The organism is Streptosporangium carneum (assembly GCF_027922005.1).
Taxonomy (GTDB): Bacteria; Actinomycetota; Actinomycetes; order Streptosporangiales; family Streptosporangiaceae; genus Streptosporangium; species Streptosporangium carneum.
Window position 1 is genome coordinate 1 of record NZ_BSEV01000047.1, and the last position, 17,205, is coordinate 17,205.

The 17,205-nt window shown below is 70.2% G+C and carries 11 protein-coding genes; 3 read left to right on the forward strand and 8 right to left on the reverse strand.

Translation table 11 applies throughout. The annotated features are described in order from the left end of the window. Nucleotides 1-191: 191 nt before the first annotated feature. Both PKF00_RS42710 and PKF00_RS42715 read right to left on the reverse strand, forming a co-directional pair. Nucleotides 192-1,430, reverse strand: coding sequence for a family 2 encapsulin nanocompartment cargo protein polyprenyl transferase (locus PKF00_RS42710; RefSeq protein WP_271223507.1), 1,239 nt, complete (start codon nucleotides 1,428-1,430; stop codon nucleotides 192-194). Between the two features lie 290 nt (nucleotides 1,431-1,720). Further along, entirely contained in the window at nucleotides 1,721-3,106 is a 1,386-nt protein-coding gene (locus tag PKF00_RS42715) for a family 2B encapsulin nanocompartment shell protein (protein WP_271223508.1), read from the reverse strand. A gap of 577 nt (nucleotides 3,107-3,683) precedes the next feature. On the opposite strand from PKF00_RS42715, the gene PKF00_RS42720 reads away from it, so the two are divergent. Both PKF00_RS42720 and PKF00_RS42725 read left to right on the forward strand, forming a co-directional pair. Further along, nucleotides 3,684-4,100 carry a hypothetical protein gene (locus PKF00_RS42720; protein WP_271223509.1) on the forward strand — a complete coding sequence of 139 codons (417 nt, stop codon included), beginning with the start codon at nucleotides 3,684-3,686 and terminating at the stop codon, nucleotides 4,098-4,100. A 51-nt stretch (nucleotides 4,101-4,151) separates the two neighbouring features. Further along, the gene (locus PKF00_RS42725; protein WP_271223510.1) at nucleotides 4,152-5,015 is read left to right on the forward strand and encodes an NAD(+)/NADH kinase; all 864 of its coding nucleotides are present in this window, start codon (nucleotides 4,152-4,154) and stop codon (nucleotides 5,013-5,015) included. Nucleotides 5,016-5,052: 37 nt separating this feature from the next. On the opposite strand, the gene PKF00_RS42730 is transcribed toward PKF00_RS42725, so the two are convergent. From PKF00_RS42730 to PKF00_RS42745, 4 genes are all read right to left on the reverse strand, one after another. Further along, complete coding sequence (locus PKF00_RS42730; protein ID WP_271223511.1) at nucleotides 5,053-6,300, reverse strand: hypothetical protein; 1,248 nt, start codon at nucleotides 6,298-6,300, stop codon at nucleotides 5,053-5,055. Between the two features lie 174 nt (nucleotides 6,301-6,474). Then, the gene (gene recQ / locus PKF00_RS42735; protein WP_271223512.1) at nucleotides 6,475-8,463 is read right to left on the reverse strand and encodes a DNA helicase RecQ; all 1,989 of its coding nucleotides are present in this window, start codon (nucleotides 8,461-8,463) and stop codon (nucleotides 6,475-6,477) included. A 174-nt stretch (nucleotides 8,464-8,637) separates the two neighbouring features. Beyond that, a complete protein-coding gene (locus PKF00_RS42740) occupies nucleotides 8,638-9,744 on the reverse strand; it encodes a serine hydrolase domain-containing protein (RefSeq protein ID WP_271223513.1) in 1,107 nt (368 codons plus the stop codon). 191 nt (nucleotides 9,745-9,935) lie between these two features. Continuing rightward, on the reverse strand, nucleotides 9,936-11,009 hold the full coding sequence (locus PKF00_RS42745) for an RNA polymerase subunit sigma-70 (protein WP_309298479.1): 1,074 nt from the start codon (nucleotides 11,007-11,009) through the stop codon (nucleotides 9,936-9,938). A 161-nt stretch (nucleotides 11,010-11,170) separates the two neighbouring features. On the opposite strand from PKF00_RS42745, the gene PKF00_RS42750 reads away from it, so the two are divergent. Further along, on the forward strand, nucleotides 11,171-12,037 hold the full coding sequence (locus tag PKF00_RS42750; protein ID WP_271223515.1) for an alpha/beta fold hydrolase: 867 nt from the start codon (nucleotides 11,171-11,173) through the stop codon (nucleotides 12,035-12,037). A 16-nt stretch (nucleotides 12,038-12,053) separates the two neighbouring features. On the opposite strand, the gene fxsT is transcribed toward PKF00_RS42750, so the two are convergent. Together fxsT and PKF00_RS42760 are read right to left on the reverse strand one after the other, a co-directional pair. Beyond that, nucleotides 12,054-15,944 (reverse strand): FxSxx-COOH system tetratricopeptide repeat protein, encoded by a 3,891-nt coding sequence (fxsT, locus tag PKF00_RS42755; RefSeq protein ID WP_271223516.1) that lies wholly within the window; start codon nucleotides 15,942-15,944, stop codon nucleotides 12,054-12,056. 5 nt (nucleotides 15,945-15,949) lie between these two features. Continuing rightward, entirely contained in the window at nucleotides 15,950-17,164 is a 1,215-nt protein-coding gene (locus tag PKF00_RS42760) for a TIR-like protein FxsC (protein ID WP_271223517.1), read from the reverse strand. Nucleotides 17,165-17,205 lie beyond the last annotated feature (41 nt).

The window sequence follows — 17,205 nt, forward strand, 5'->3', positions numbered from 1 at the left end:
GGCTCGCGACGTATCTGGCGAACAGCGCCGACAGAGTCGTCTTGCCGCTGCCGCCCTTACCGACGAATGCCACCCTCACGACGACGATCCAATCTGAGCCTCAACAATGAAATCGCGCTCAGGTTGTCATCGCCAGTCAAGGAATCATACCCCGCACTTGACCATCATCCAGTGGTATGGCCGCCTGGGTCTCAGCGGTCGCGACGGGTGACGAGACGGGCGAGCGCCCCCAGCTCAGCGGCGGGACGCGGTGTGAAACCCGCCGATCGCAGGTGACGCAGCGCCCGTGCCAGCAGCGCGTCGGCCTGCGACTGACTCCACGCCCGCCCGCCCACGGCGTCGACGAGCTCGGCGGCGTGGACCAGGTCGGTGTCGGTCAGGGGGTGCTCCCGATGGTAGAGCCCCGCCAGCTCACGCCCCGCCGGGGTCGGGGAGGCGAGCGCGGCCACCACGGGGAGAGACTTCTTACGGCTTCGCAGATCGGAGTAGACCGGCTTGCCGGTCACCTCCGGATCCCCCCAGATGCCCAGGAGGTCGTCCACGAGCTGGAAGGCCAGTCCCAGGTCGCTGCCGAAGGCGCGGAGGCGTTCGACCTGCTCCGGGTTGCCTCCGCCGAACAGCGCGCCGAGCGCGCAGGCGCCCCCCAGCAGGGCCCCCGTCTTGCCCGCCGCCATGATCAGGCACTCGGCGAGCTCGACGTCCTGGCGCCTCTCGAAGGCCACGTCCGCGCTCTGCCCCTCAAGCAGCGCCTGGATCGCGGCGCCGAAGATCCGCGTCGCCTCGGGAGCGACCGGATGATCTCCTTCGGAGAGCGCCTCGAAGGCCAGTGCCAGCAGGGCGTCTCCGGCCAGGATCGCCGGGCTGACCCCGAAGACGGCCCAGGCCGTGGGACGGTGACGGCGGGTCCGGTCGCCGTCCATCACGTCGTCGTGCAGGAGGGAGAAGTTGTGGGCGAGTTCCACGGCCACGGCCGCGGGCAGCGCCTCGGCCGCCGCGCCTCCCACAGCCTCGGCCGCCAGCAGGACCAGCGCGGGACGGATCGCCTTGCCGCTGTCGGCCCTCGTTGGCTCGCCGTACTCGTCCCACCAGCCGAAGTGGTAGCCGGCGATGCGCCGCATCGACGGAGGCAGTGTGTCGACCGCCGGGCGCAGGACGGACTCGACGACGTCACGGCTCCACAGGAGCACCTCACGCGCCGAGCGTCCTTCACCCGTCGTCCCGCCGGTCACGGGGCGCCCCTCGGCGACCGCCCCGCCGACGGGCCCTCCTTCGGCGACCACGCCGGGCGCCGGACGCCCGTCGGTGACCGTTCTGCCCGTCGGCCGCCGCTCAGGCGTCGCGGCGACCGCCGGAGGCTCGGTGAGCGCCTCCGCCGCCACGTGCCTGTCAGCCGTCGTCCCGGCTGCCGGGCGTCCCTCAACCGACGTCATGTCCCACACCTTCGTACTGATCGGCCACGGGGTCGAACTCCTCAATCCTGCGTGTTCGGACGGATGTGCGCGCGAGCCCGTGAGTCCACGACGTCGAGCGCGCTCGCCCCGGTCCCGGTCCCGTGCGAGGCGGTCATGCCCGGATTCGGGCGTGAGGCCGCCTCGCACGCCCGTCTGCCGGTACGCGTGAACGTCTTCCGGCGCGCGCGAACGCCCTTTCCACACGGAGTTCCACCTTTTCGGACACGGCGTGGAGAAACCGGGAGTTCGAAAGACCGCACGCCCCGCGCTCAGTGACCGAGTTCGACGTCTTCGAGAATTCCGAGGGCGTCGGGGACCAGAACCGCGGCGGAGTAATAGGCGCTGACCAGGTAGGAGATGATCGCCTTCTCGTTGATGCCCATGAAGCGGACGGACAGGCTGGGCTGGTACTCGTCCGGGATGCCTGTCTGGTGGAGGCCGACGACTCCCTGGTCCTCCTCGCCGGTCCTGAGGGCGAGGATCGAGGTGGTCCGGTTGCCGCTGATGGGGATCTTGTTGCAGGAGAAGATCGGGACGCCGCGCCAGGCGGGCACGCTGTGTCCGTTGACGTCGACGCCGATGGGGTAGAGGCCGCGGCGGTTGCACTCCTGGCCGAAGGCCGCGATGGCGCGGGGGTGCGCGAGGAAGAACTGCGTCTTCCTGCGGCGGCTGAGCAACTCGTCGAGGTCGTCCGGGGTGGGCGGCCCGCTCCGGGTGTGAATCCGCTGCTTGAGGTCGGCGTTGTGCAGCAGGCCGAACTCGGAGTTGTTGATCAGCTCGTGCTCCTGCCGCTCGCGCAGCGCCTCGATGGTCAGCCGGAGCTGCTGCTCGACCTGGTCCATCGGGTCGTTGTAGAGGTCCGCGACCCGGGTGTGCACGCGCAGCACCGTCTGGGCGACGCTCAGCTGGTACTCGCGGGGGCCGAGTTCGTACTCGACGAACGTGCCCGGCAGGTCGGGCTCTCCGACGTGCCCGGCGGCCAGCTCGATGGCGGCCTCGCCGTACTTGTTCTGCGGTCCCCTGGGGCCGGCCTGCAGCTGCCGCAGATGGGCGCCCAGCGCCTCGGACTGGTCGGCCACCTCCTGGAAGGCCTCCTGGGACAGGACCATCGCCGTCCCCCCGGTGACCGCCTTGACCGTGAACTCCCACTCGTCCTGCTGGGTCACCAGCGTCTCGTCGCCGAAGTGGTCGCCACCGGCCAGCACCGCCAGGACGACCTCGTCGCCGTACGGGCCCGCGCCGATCTTGTTGACCTTGCCGTGGGCGATGAGCACCACCTCGTCGGCGGGCGTGCCCGCCTCGACCAGCACGTCCCCGGGCGCGAACTCCCGCTGTGTGAAGCGCTCGCCCAACGCCTGCAGGACCTCGGGGTCGTCGAACCGGCGCAGCAGCGGCAGCTCGCGGAGCTCCGCGGCCACGACCCGCACCTCCGAACCGACGGTGGTGAAGCTCACCCTTCCGTCACCGAGGGTGTAGCTGAGTCGCCGGTTGACCCGGTAGGTGCCGCCGGAGACCTGGACCCACGGCAGCACGCGCAGCAGCCACCGCGAGGAGATCTCCTGCATCTGCGGAACCGTCTTGGTCGTCGTCGCGAGATTGCGCGCCGCGTCCGTGCCCAGGCTCAACTGCGGCCTGCCGGCATCGAGCTCCGTCACAACACACACCACCCATCCGTACTCGGATCGAAAAGAAGAGAACGAAGACCTGAATCAGAAAAGGGAGAACGAGGGGTCGGCCGCGATCGAACTAACGACGCCGTCCCCACTTCTGACACGAGTGATCGGGCGCGAACACCGTCGCGGAACGCCCCAATTCTGAAGCCCCCTTAAATAGCTTGTCAAGCATTAAACTTCATTAAGCAAAATGCAAATATCGCCATTGTCGGAAAAATCTACCCGAAGGTTTTTGCCGGAATTCACGGGCAGAAAAAGGACTTCTCACCGTCCTGTCCGCACATAGGCGATCTTTCACCCGGTGACGCCGCACGGGCGGTCCCCTGCCGGATCACATGCCGCCCCGCCAGGCGGGACGAGCCGACGATCAGCGCGATTCACTCCCCGGCGCATGGGTACAGAAGGGTTCCCACGGTTCGAACGCCACGGAGTCGGCGACGACGAGAACGGGCTCGGGTTCGCGAGCCGGAGCGGGCCCTGCGGCCGCCGTCACCGGGCTCGCCTCGCCACCCGGGCGCGACGAACCCACTGTGCGATTGACCTACTGCGAGGAGGCCAGGTGACTCACGACGGAGGGCAGGCCGGGGCCTCACCTCCCTGGCCCTGCGAGCCCGCCGACATCGACGACACCACCGTCGAGGCGCTGGGCAGGCTTTCGGAGGCCCTGGAGACCACGGAGAGGGCCCGGGGCCACCTCTACTCCTTCCACCAGCTCACCGGCCACGCCGACCTGCAGCTCGACCAGGTCGTCGAACTGCTGCGCGCCGCGGGCCACCACGAGCAGGCCGATCTCGTGGCCGACGAGCTCATCGGCCGCGACGTGCTGCCCGACCGGTGGACCTTCCAGATCGTCGAGGAGTACGAGGACGGCTACTACCGCTTCTTCGCCGACCTGGAGGAACGGATCAGGAACGAGCTGGCGGACGGCCGCCGCCACCTTCACGAAGCGCGGATGAAGCGGCGACGCCAGCGCTGAACGGCGTCTCGAAGCAGGCTTCCCGGACACGACGCGCCGTACAGTGGCGGAATGGGCATGGTGGAAACGGTCGGACTGGTTCTGCACCCGCGGCGTGACTCGAAGACGGCCATCGACACCGTCGTGGAGTGGGCGCGCGCCCGCGGCGTCACGGTGCTGGGTCTGCCCGACGAGGTGGGACGCATCGACTGCAGCGCGGTCGCGGTCGACCAGGCAGCGCTGGTCGACCGCGCCGACCTGCTCGTCAGCCTGGGCGGTGACGGCACCATGCTGCGCACCATGCGGCTCATCGCCGGACAGCCGACCCCCATTCTCGGGGTGAACCTCGGCAGGCTGGGCTTCCTCGCCGAGATCGACGTCGACGACCTGCCTCCGGCGCTCTCCGCGATCGACAACCACCACTACACCGTCGAGCCCCGCATGGCCGTGCGGGCGCCGCTGCCCGGGGCGGGGACGGTGACCGCGTTCAACGACGTCGCCCTGGTGCGCACCCCGGGCGACGGACTGTCGGCGGTGGCGGTCTCCGTGCAGGGCCACCCCTTCGTCCGCTACGCGGCCGACGCCGTCATCGTCGCCACCTCGACGGGGTCGACCGCCTACAGCTTCTCCGCGGGAGGCCCCATCGTCTCCCCGACCGTGGAGGGGTTCCTCGTCGTGCCCGCCGCCGCCCACTCGGCGTTCAACCGGGCCATGGTGCTGTCGGCCGACGAGGAGGTCACCCTGGAGCTGCTGCCGACGAGCGGCAGACTGGCCGTGGAGGTGGACGGCGCGGTCGCCGGCCACCTGTCACCAGGAGACCGGCTCACCGTCACCGCGCTGCGCGCCGCCGCGTGGGTCGTACGGCTCGGCGGCACCACCTTCTACGAACGCGCCCGCCGCAAGCTCCGCGTCAACGGCAGCGCCGAGGTCGACTGATCCCCGCGGGAAGATCGTCGCCGCCGGGTGCCCCGGCTCAGCCGAGCGAGGAGCCGTTGACGGTCAGGATGCGTTCCGGGGTCTCGATCGCGGGGAAGGTGCCCGTGTCGATGATCCCGTGCTCCGCGGCGGCCTCGATCAGGGCGTGAGCGCGCGGCTCCAGCTTCCACAGGGCACGGTACTCACGGGCGGTGGCCAGCGAGATGCCGGTCTCGTGGGCGATGTCGGACGCCCTGGGGACGAACTTCCGCTCGATCTGCTTGTCCCAGTACTCCCGGGCGGCGCGCATCAGGGCCGCGCGCTGCGCCGTGTCGACGACGGGCGGGGTGGTCTCCACCATCTCGACCTCGCCCTCGTCCTCGTCGTCGTCGTCCAGCACCGCCGCGGACAGCGCCGGGGAGAGCTGCGGGGGCTCCTCAGGCTCGGGAGCCCATGGAACCGGCGGGCTCAGGTCGATCAGCGCGGAGGTGTTGTAGAGCGCCCCGATCTGGGACAGCAGCGCCTCCTGGCGGTTGCTGTCCACCGCCAGCCCGGTGTGCTCGACCGCCCGGTCCATCGCCTTGTCCAGCTTGGTGAGCGCGACGCGCATCTTCCGGTCGGACGCCCCCGCCTCACGGAGCGCGCGGGCACGCTTGGCGGCCAGCGCGACGCGGGTCAGGCGCCGATGGGCGTCCACCTCGCTCGCTGTACGGTCGCTGACCTCGGCGAGCCCGACGCGGACCAGCATGCGCTCGGGGGTGAGCCGCCAGTTGATGCGGTGCCTGCCGGTGATGCGGTGCCGCTCGATCGCCATCCCCCGCTCCCACAGCCAGGCGGCCACCAGCGGGGCCGCGAGTCTGAAGACGGCCTCTGCGAGGCTGCGGGCGTCCATGCTCGACAGCACGGCGGACAGGCCGGTGAGCGTCCACACCGCGATGCCGTCGATGCCCGCGGAGTAGTTCTCCCGCATGTTACGGCGAGCCCGTACGGCGCTGGTGATCACCGCTACCTCGATGAACGCGAAGAGCAGCAGCCTCAACGGGCCGTCGAAGCCGAGCACGTCGCCGGAGAAGCGCCACATGCCCTGCGCGGACACGCCGGTGGCGATGCTCGCGGCGACGATGGTGAGGATGTCCTCGGCGGGCCGGGGAGCCACGTAGCGGTGGAAGAAGCGCTCTCCGGCACGGTAGACGGCACGCAGGGCAAGGTAGGCCACGCCCAGGAGGGCGAGGCCGATCACGCAGATGATGACCGTCGCGACCGGCCGGTCCGACGCGAATGCGGTGATTTGATCGATGGGGGGCATCTCAGTCACTGTCCGTCAGTCTCGATGTCCGACAGGATATGAACGCGATCATTCCAGAATGTCGGCAACTTGTTTGCCAAACGGGTGCTCACATCTGTGGCGGGATCGAACGAAGTGCCGTTCCCGGGGCTCACGAGGCCGAGGAGGCACCGCCCCGGAAGACGGGGGCGGCGATCACTGGGCCAGGGTGTCCAGGATCTCCTGCCCGTACTTCGCCAGCTTGTTCTCGCCCACGCCGTTCACCGTCGCCAGCTCGGCCAGGGACGACGGGGCCCCGGCCGCGATCTCGCGCAGGGTCGCGTCGTGGAAGATCACGTACGCGGGCACCCCCTGTTCCTTCGCGGTGGCGGCGCGCCAGGCACGGAGCCGCTCGAACACCGGCACGGCCTCCTCCGGCAGGTCGACGGGGTCGGCACGGCGGGACTTCGGAGTCTTGGCGGCGCGCGCCTCCCGCTGTGTCTCCCCCTGCGGCCGGCGCTGCGGCTGGCGTCGCAGCAGCACCTCCCGCCTGCGCCCGAGCACCTCGGAGCTCGCCTCCGTCAGCAGCAGGGTGCCGTAGTCGCCCTCGACGGACAGCAGGCCCTGGGCCAGCAACTGCCGCACCACGCCGCGCCACTCGGCCTCCCCCAGCTCCGTGCCGATGCCGAACACCGTCAGGGAGTCGTGGCCGTGCTGTTCCACCTTGGGCGTCCGCCTGCCCAGCAGGATGTCGACGATCTGCCCGACGCCGAACTTCTGGCGCCGCTCCCGCATGAGCCTGAACACGGTGGACAGGACTTTCTGGGCCGCGACCGTGCCGTCCCATGACTCGGGCGGGGACAGGCAGGTGTCGCAGTTGCCGCAGGGGGCGCCCTGCTGGCCGAAGTAGTCGAGCAGCCGCACCCTGCGGCACTCGACCGTCTCACAGAGCGCCAGCATGGCCTCGAGGTGGGCGCCGAGCCGCCTGCGGTGGACGTCGTCGCCCTCCGAGGTGTCGATCATCTTGCGCTGCTGCACGACGTCCTGGAGGCCGTAGGCCAGCCAGGCGGTCGAGGGGAGCCCGTCGCGCCCGGCCCTGCCGGTTTCCTGGTAGTAGCCCTCGACCGACTTGGGCAGGTCGAGGTGGGCGACGAACCGCACATCCGGCTTGTCGATGCCCATGCCGAAGGCGATGGTCGCGACCATGACGACGCCGTCCTCTCGCAGGAAACGCCCCTGGTTCTCGGCCCTGGTGCGCGCGTCGAGCCCCGCGTGGTACGGCAGCGCCTGGATCCCGTTCTCCACCAGGAACTCCGCGGTCTTCTCGACGGAGGTCCGCGACAGGCAGTAGACGATGCCTGCGTCGCCGGGATGCTCGGTGCGGATGAGTCTCAGCAGCTGCCGCTTGGGCTCGTTCTTCGACTCGATGCGGTACTGGATGTTCGGCCGGTCGAAGCTCGCCACGAAGTGGCGGGCCTGTCCCAGGCTCAGCCGTGAGGCGATCTCCGCGTGCGTCGCCGGGGTCGCGGTGGCGGTCAGCGCGACGCGGGGCACGTCGGGCCAGCGTTCGTGCAGCGCGGACAGCGCGAGGTAGTCGGGCCTGAAGTCGTGCCCCCACTGGGCCACGCAGTGCGCCTCGTCGATGGCGAACAGCGAGATCTTGCCCCGGTCGAGCAGCCTCAGCGTCGAGTCGACCCGCAGGCGCTCCGGCGCGAGGTAGAGCAGGTCCAGCTCACCGGCGAGGAAGGCCGACTCGACGTGCCCGCGCTCGTCGAAGTCCTGTGTGGAGTTGAGGAACCCCGCCCGCACCCCGAGCGCCGTCAGGGCGTCCACCTGGTCCTGCATGAGCGCGATGAGCGGCGAGACGACGATGCCGACCCCCTGGCGCACGAGCGCGGGGATCTGGTAGCACAGCGACTTGCCGCCTCCGGTCGGCATGAGCACGAGGGCGTCGCCGCCGTCGACGACATGGTCGATGATCTCCTGCTGGCCCTCCCTGAACGAGGCGTAGCCGAAGACCCGCCGCAGCACGCGCGAGGCGTCGCTCTCCCCGTCGAGCCGGCTCTCGCCGGACTCGCTCACATCGGGCTCGCTCGCTCCCGGCCCGTTCTCGCCCGGCCCGTTCTCGCCTGGCCCGGGATCGCTCCCGCCCGAATCCGCGTCGTCGGGACCGTTGCCGTCGGGAGCGTTCTCGGAGAAGACCACCGCGTCATTGTACGAGGGTCGTGCCGTGCGCACCGGAAGAGCGCGGAACCGCCGGAATCGAGGGGGCCGGACGCCCAGCATGACCGAGGCGACGACCGAGGACCTGCGGGAGGGGGCGCGTCCCCCTCCCGAGGTCCTCCTCACGGCCTGCGGCGGCGCCGGGAAGCGCCCTGATCAGTCCAGCCGGAGCGCGATCAGGGCGATCTTCTCGACCGTGCTGAAATCACCGGCTGAGGCGCGGTTCTTCGTCACGCCGACGCTGACGCCCGTCGCGGTGTCGGCGAAGGCCGCGGTCCCTCCGCTGCCGGCCATCCCGAACAGCGTCGGCGCGCCGAGCGCCGTGAACAGTCCGATCGAGTAACCCAGTCCCCAGGTGCCGGGGCCTCCTGTGACCTCGTCCGTGCCCGTCACCGCCGGGGACGACAGCTCGCGCAGCCGGTCGGGGGAGACGAGCGCTCCGCCCAGCAGGGCGTCGTACATGCGGGCGACCGCGCGGGCGGTCATCGTGGCCCCCGCGGGGATGTCGGAGCCCAGCACGTCGGCGCGGTTGCTGAACGCGGCGTCCGGCATCGCCGCCGGAGGGGCGGCCGTGTAGCCGTCGACCACCCTGAAGAACGGGATCTGGGCCATCGCCTCGGCGGGCAGTTCCATCGCGGGTCCGGCGTCCTCGATCCTGGCCAGCCTGCCGAGCTCGGACTCGGGGACGCCGAAGAACAGCTCGTCGGCCACCCCGAGCGGTCCCGCGACCTCCTCGCGGAGCACCTGCGAGATGCGCTTTCCGGTCACCCTGCGCACGACCTCGCCGAGGATGTGGCCGTAGGTCTGCGGGTGGTAGCCGAACCGCGTCCCCGGCTCCCACCACGGCGTGGCGTCGGCGATGGCGGCGCACATCCCGTCCCAGTCGCACAGGTCCTGCGGCGTGGTGCCGACCGGCACCCCGGGAACGCCGGTCGCGTGCGTCAGCGCGTGCCGTACGGTCGCCTTCCCCTTGCCGTGGGCGGCGAACTCGGGCCACACGTCCGCGATGGGGGTGTCGTAGTCGACGGCGCCGCGCTCGGCCAGCACGTGGACGACCGTCGCGGTCACGCCCTTACCCGTCGAGGTGCTGTAGACCGGGGTGTCCGAGGTGATGGGACGGCCCGTCGCCGGGTCGGCGACGCCCGCGACCGCGTCGGCCACGAGTTCGCCTCGCCGGTAGACGGCGACCTGCACGCCGCGCTCGGCTCCCGAGTCGACGAGCTCGTCGACGGCGGCCTGCACGCTCTTCTGAAGATCGGTCATTGTGGTTCCTCTCTCGAAAGCTCCCCCGTAGGACGAGGGAGGCGCGAAAAAGGAATCGGTCCGCCCCGAGGTCCGTCCCGAGGTCCACCTCAAGGTCGACCCGAGATCCGACCCGGAGGCCCCGTCCAGGCCTCCGGGCCCCGCCGCCGGGCCCCGCCGCCGGGCGGGACCGGGAGGCCGGACGGCGGGGGTCAGAGCGAGGAGGGGAGGCCGAACCTGGGGAACACGTCCTGCCCGTAGGTGGTGATCTGGGTCACCAGACCGTCCTCGACCCGCAGGACTCCCATCCAGGAGGGCAGGTAGTCCGGCTGGCCCGCTCTGCGGAGATAGGCGGCCGCGGCGGGCTGCCGGTTGGCCCGGGTGGCGAGAAGCCTCCACTCGCCCCAGGCCTCGGGGCCGACCATCGCGGGGGTCCACGACGCCATGAACGCCTCGCGTCCCAGCAGCCAGATCGGCGCGGGCGGCATCGTCTGCCACACGTCGGCCCGCAGCACTCCGGCCAGGACGGACGGGTCGGCCTGCTCCACGGCGGCGATGTAGCGCTGCAGGACGGCGCGCTCCTGCGAGGTCGGCTCCACGGACGCGGCCCACTCGAGACGCCGCGCGGGCAGGTGTTCCCTGACCGTCGGCCTGGCGCGCTGCAGGGCGCTCTTGACCCCGGCGACGGTCAGCTCGAGCGACTCCGCGGTCTCCTGCGCCGACCAGCCGAGCACGTCGCGCAGGATCAGCACCGCGCGCTGCCTGGGCGGCAGGTGCTGGATCGCGACCAGGAAGGCCAGCTCGATCGTCTCGCGGTCGATCACCGTCTCGGCCGCGTCCAGCAGCGTGTCGGGGTACGGCTGGAGCCACGGCACGGCGTTCGAGGCGGGCGGGTCGAGTCCGGGGTCGGCGGGCAGGGCGGGCGCGGGCCGGGGCTGGGGGCGGCGGGGGGCCGCCCTGAGGTGGTCGAGACAGGCGTTGGTCGCGATCCGGTACAGCCAGGCGCGCAGGCCGGTCTCGCTCCGCAGCGTCCCACGCCTGTCCCAGGCCCGCAGGAACGTCTCCTGCACCAGGTCCTCCGCCTCGTCGAAGGAGCCGAGCATCCGGTAGCAGTGCACGTGGAGTTCCCGCCGATGCTCCTCGACGCGCTCGCCGAACTCGTCCACGGCTACCGGCCTCCGCTCCGTCGAGCGGTTCCTGAGACGACTCCGGACGCGGCTCCGGAAACGGATGGCGTGCAATTGGTACCGGCCATGGCCGGAATTGTAGCCATTCATCACACCCATACTCACATCTCAGGAAAAAAGCGGATTATCTCCCCCGGCGTCCGCCGGAGACCGATGACGTCCCCTTACAGGCAGGTAAGTGAGTTGTTTCCCCAACAAATCGCTATAGGACAAATCTTGCGGCAGGGAGGAAGATCCTCGTAAAAAAGCGAGGAGGTACCTTGACCACGTTCGTGCGTACCCGTGACGGGAGAACGCTCGCGGTCGACGAAAGGGGAGAGCTGGAGGGAGACCCCGTGTTCCTGCTGCACGGCACGCCGGGCAGCAGGGTCGGGCCGTCACCGCGCGCGGCGGTCCTCTACCGCCTGGGGATCAGGCTCATCACGTACGACCGTCCGGGATACGGCCTCTCCGACCGGAGGTTCGGCAGGACCGTGGCCGACGTCGCCGAGGACATGGCCGCCATCGCCGACGAGCTGGGAATCGCGTCGTTCGCCGTGCTGGGCCGTTCGGGAGGCGCCCCGCACGCCCTCGCCTGCGCGGCGCTGCTGCCCGAGCGGACGACGAGGGTCGCGGCGCTCGTCCCGCTCGCGCCGCGGGGCGCGGAGGGGCTGGACTGGTTCGAGGGCATGGCGGTGTCCAACGTGGACGAGTTCACCGCGGCGTCCCTCGGGCACAGCGCGGTGACCGCGCTGCTCTCCCCCGCCGTCGAGCAGATCAGAGCCGACCCGACACACCTGGTCCCCGCGCTCGACCACGACCTGCCGGAGTCGGACCGGCACGTCGTGGCGGACTTCGGGATCCGCAGGATGCTGGCGCGGAACTTCGCGGAGGCCGTACGGCATTCGGCGCACGGATGGGTCGACGACGCCCTCGCCTTCAGCGCGCCGTGGGGGTTCGACCCGGGCAGCATCACGGTGCCCACGCTGCTCTGGCACGGCGACGCGGACGTCTTCTCCCCCGTCGGCCACTCGCACTGGCTCGGCCAGCGGATCCCCGGCGCCAGGCTGGTGATCCAGCGGGGCGCCGCGCACTTCGGCGCCCTGCACGTGATGCCCGACATAATGACCTGGCTGACCGCCGTCTGACCCAGAAAGGCTGTGGTCAGAAAGGCTGTGGCTCGAGGTCCCTGTTGATGCGCCGCCACTCCCTGAGCTGGGCCAGGGTCGGGTGGCTCTCCCCCAGGGACCGTCCCATGATCGGCAGCAGCCTGCTCCTCGCCTGCTCCGCCCTGGCGGCCTGCCCCGACACCCACAGCGTCACCGCCAGGTTGGCCTCGCAGACGAGCGTGTCGGGATGCGTCTCGCCGAGCTTGGCGCGCAGGGCCGCCAGGGTCTGCCGCTCCAGCGCCTCCGCCTCCTCCAGCCGCTCGTTCTCGCCCAGGCAGTTCGCGAGGTTGATCGCCGCGGACAGGGTGAAGGGATGGTTCGCGCCGAGATGCGCGTGCAGCCCCTCCAGCACGGACCTCGCCTGTGGGATGGCCTTGGCCAGCTCGCCGGTGCCGCGCATGTAGATGGTCACGTTGTTCAGCGCGATGAGCGTGCCGGGGTGGTTCCCTCCGAGGGTCTCCTGGTAGATGCGCGCGATCTCACCGGCGAGATCGCGCGCCCCCTCCTTGTTGCCCAGCGCGGACATGCAGCACGCGAGCTCGAGGGTCGCGGCCAGCGCGTCCGGAGTGCCCGCGTACCGCTGCTTGTAGCGCTCCTCGGTGTCCTTGGCGAGCTGCCACGCCTCCTGCTGCTCACCGGCCCTGCGCAACGAGACCGCGAGGCTCTTGGCCGCGCGCAGGGTGTCGACGAAGGTCTCCCCCAGAGCCTCCCGGTAGTGCTGCAAGGTGGTGCGCAGCAGGTCGACCGACTCGCGGTACTGGCCGATCTCACGCAGGTCGCGGGCGAGCTGCGCGGCCGAGTGCAGGGTGTAGGGGTGGTTGGCCCCCAGCACGCGGGTACGGCGCTGCAGGGTGTCCTGGTCGAGGTCACGGGCGCTGAGGCCGTCGCCGACGAGCCGGTAGTCGAGCGCGAGGTTGTTGGCCGAGGCCAGGGTGCGGGGGTGGTCCTCGCCGAAGAGGGTCTTCCACCGGTCGTAGGTCACCTTGTCCATCTCCAGCGCCTCGTCGTACTCGCCGAGACCCCGCAGGTCCCCGGCGAGGCCGCCCGCGGTCAGCAGCGTGTGCGGATGACGCTCGCCGACCACCGTGAGCTGCTGGTCGCGCACCCACACGTCGAGGTCCCTCGCCTCCTCGTACTTGCCCTGGGAACGCTTGACGTTGGCCACGTTGAACAGCAGGTTCAGCCGCTGCCGGTCCTGGGTCCCGAACTCGTCCTCCCAGTACTCGGCCAGGAAGTCGCCCAGGTTCAGGGCCTGGGCGAAGTCGCCGCGCTTCCAGAAGTAGCGCACCCGGTCCGTGAGCAGCTGCCTGGTCTCCTCCTCGGTGCACTCCGTCGCCCTCGAGGGCTGCAGGTGCTGCCAGAGCAGGTCGTAGCGGATCCAGTTCTCCGGGTCGTCCACGTCGCCCTGCCTGGGCCTGGCCCCGACGAGGATGCGGTGAACCTGGTGGCAGGCCTGCTCCTGGTCCTCGGCCGACATCTGACTGCGGATCACCGCCTGGACCAGCCGGTGCACCTGGATGGTGTTGTTGCCCTGGTCGACCTTGGCCAGCGCGAACCTGCCGATCTGCTGGATGACCCGGCCGAGGACGAGCTTCTCGCGCAGCGTGTCGTCGTAGGGAAGGAGCGCCTCCATCATCTCGTCGCTGTAGAGCAGCTGCATCGAGATGGGCTCGGGGGCGAAGAAGGCGCACAGCTGCAGCAGCCTGACCGAGGCGGGGGAGCTCTCCTGCAGCTGGCCGAGCGAGAGGTTCCAGGTGACCGCCACCGGATGGGGGTAGTCGGCGGGCTGCTTCAGGGAGAGCACCCTGGCCGTCTCCGTCTCGAGCTGCTCCAGGAAGGTCGCGGCGGGCATCCCGGTCTCCGCCAGCCAGGCCGCGGCCTGCTCGACCGCGAGCGGCAGGTTGCCCAGCGCCTTGGCCACCTGCAGCGCGTCCTCCGGAGCCAGGCCCGGCACCCTGCGACTGAGGTGCTCCAGGCTCTCCTCCTTGCTGAAGACGTCGAGCTCCAGCGGCTCGGCCACGGCCGACCACGCCTGGTTCCGTGAGGTGATCAGGATGTGGCCCGAGGAGCCGCCGGGGAAGAAGTCACGCAGATCCCCCGGCTCTCCGGCGTTGTCGAAGATCAGCAGCCAGCGACCGTGCGGTTCCCCGAGCCGCAACGCCTCGCGCACCGCGGCGACGACCTCGGAGATGTTGTCGGCGACGGGGATGCGCAGCTGCCGGGCGAGCTCCTCGAAGGCGGAGTTGATCCGCTCGGGGTCCTCTGAGGAGATCCACCAGACCAGGTCGTAGTCGGCCCTGAAGCGGTGGGCGTACTCCAGCGCCACCTGGGTCTTGCCGACGCCGCCGAGGCCGTACAGGGTCTGCGGCAGCACCACCGCCGAGCTGCCGCCGACGAGCTGGCTGCGCAGCGTGTCGAGCACGGGACCGCGCCCGGTGAAGGCCGCGTTGCGCGCCGAGACGTTCCACACGGCGGGCTCGCTCCCGGGAAAGCGCGCGCCGAGCGCGTTCATGTCGAGCGGCGCGCCCTCGTCGGTCCGGCCGAACATCTTCATCAGCGTCTGCGCCGCGGGCCGTTCCGAGATCCTGGTGAGGTCGGTCAGCGCGCGGTCCCCGAACGGGGAGGGGAAACGGGACTCGGAGACGCGGATCGGGATCAGCTCGGCGCGGGTGGCGGTCTCGGCGTTCGTGAGCCGCTGCCACACCTCGTTGCTGCGCGGGGAGCGGACGTAGGCGCCGGAGAGCACGATGACCACCCTCAGCGAGTCGCCGGTGAAGTCGAGGGTCTCCTCCGAGTCGACGCTGTGCAACGTCACGCGGTGGCCGTACCGGTCGAGCAGGGCGGCGATCCAGTCCGCCCACATGCGGTCCTCCGACGCGTAGCTGAGGTAGACGTCGGTCTGGTGCGCCGGGTGACGGCGGACGAAGGACTCCAGGTAGCGCAGCCGTACGGTCTCCTCCATGTGGGGGAAGGAGGAGACCTCGCCCTCGGTGATCACGCCGGCGAGCCGTTCGAAGGCCGACAGCATGGAGCCCGGCCTGTTGGGCTCGTCGCCGAAGGCGGCGAGGATCTCCTCGAAGGCGTAGAAGGGGGTGTACGGGATCTCGACGGCGCCCCAGTACTGGTCGACCTCGTGCTGGGTCATCCCCTTGGGGAACTGGTCGAACCTGCGCTTGGCGAGACTGCGTCCCGCGTCGCACTTCTCCTTCTCGCCCGTCTCGATCCGCATGGGGACCGGCAGGATGCGGATGTTGCGGTCGCCGTAGCGGTCGTCGATGTGCCTCGCCACCGAGGAGGTCCCGTCGATGCCCTGGTCGGACAGGGTGAAGCAGGCCACCAGGACGTCCGGCATCTGGACCGTGCAGATCTCCGCGATGTCGCTCAGGCCGGTCCGGCTGTCGACGAGGGTGTAGTCGTAGCAGGCCTTCATGTCGGCGCGGAGCGCGTCGAAGAACTGGCCGCCACCCTGCCGCTCGTAGAAGGTGTCCCAGTCGAAGCTGGAGACCAGGGAGGAGTAGTCGCGGTTCTGCCTGCCCGCGGAGACGAGGTCGAGCGTCCCCTCGCCGGGGAACTCGAAGCCCAGGGAGACCGCGTGCGGCTCGACGCGGGCGTACTGGTGGTGCCAGTCGCGCGGCCGCGCCTCCTTCTTCATCGCGGCCCACTGGTAGGTCGTGATCAGGTCGATGACCCCGGAGGTGTTGGCGACCAGCCCCGGGTCGAGAAAGGGACGGAAGAACTTGTGCAGGCCGGGAGACTCCAGGTCCCAGTCGACGACGAGAACCCGTTTCCCGCTGCTCGCGAGGATCCACGCCGTGTTGGCCAGCGCCATCGTGCGCCCGGTACCGCCCTTGTACGAGTAGAAGGTAACGATCCGGCCCTCGCTCATGTTGGCTACTCCTCCGGCCCGATCAGCCTGGGTCTGTCAACTCTTGTGCCCTCCGGCGGATACGCGGGGGCGTGCTTGAAGAACTGCTGGGTCGCCTTGTTCAGGGCGTCCGGCAGGATGCTCCTGAAGGCGTCCAGGGTGGGGATCCTGGGATTGGCGGCGGGTTCGACGAGCTTGTGGCCGAGCGCCGTGTCCAGGCAGTCTCTGAGCCTCGGCTCCTGCTGGACGGTCTCCTGGTCCTCGGAGTTCCAGGGCACCATCACGGTGATCCACTGCCGGCCGGGGCGGTTGACCGGGCGCAGCGACTCCTTGTAGTCGTCGCTGGCGGTCGCCCAGGGGTCGACCAGCAGCACCCCCGGCGACTGGGGCTCGTCGGCCGAGAGCGTCTCCGCGTGCTCCTCCATCGTGCCGACGTGCGGCAGGAAGCCCCGGGAGCGCGCCAACTCGACCGCGCAGTCGGCCAGGGGGCGCATGCCGTTGCGGCTGCGGAAGGGGTCCCACTCGTGCGGTGTCCGCCCGTAGTAGTAGGTGTCGCGCCCCTCGGGCAGGTGCCGCAGGTCGGGGGCGACGACGGTCATGGTCACCGGGCGCTCGGGCGTGTGGTCGCCGAAGACGCTCGGCACGGTGGTGTAGTCGCGGATCCTTCCGTACGGCATGGGCGTCGTCTCGGCCACCTCGATGATCCGCTGGGCCAGGCCGAGGGTCGCCATCTGGTACTGGCTGCGGTACCTGCTGAGCTTCATGATCCCGTAGAAGCCCTCCTCGGCGTACCGGTTGCCGAGGTCGGCGTGGTTGAACTGGATCGCCTGCGCGGCGTGCGGAAGGGTCATCGTGCGCATCGGGGCCCAGACCGCCGGAACGATCGCGTCAGGGCCGCCGTGCCGGGGAGCGCGCTCCAGAAAGGCCGCCCACTCCTTGCCGCAGTGCTCGCTCTCGAAGTAGCGCGGAGAGTAGAGCGGGACGAACACCCGGCAGGTGGACAGGCGCTCGGAGAGGGTTTGCGGCCAGTTGTCCCCGGTCCTTAATTCCCTGTCCATATACCCCGCCGAGCCTGCGGGGACCCGGGTGAGATGCATAATATGCTCACATAACACCCGAAACAGCTTTTCCACCCATTGATTTGGGTCGCCGCCGTCAGAAAGATCATGCGGCGGCACGTGCGCATAACTGAGGAAGAAGTAGGGCCCGGCAGCTTGAGCGGGCTTGTCTGGAGTGGTCATCCGCCTCCTTCACCCGAGATTTAACTATAAGAACGCAGTCT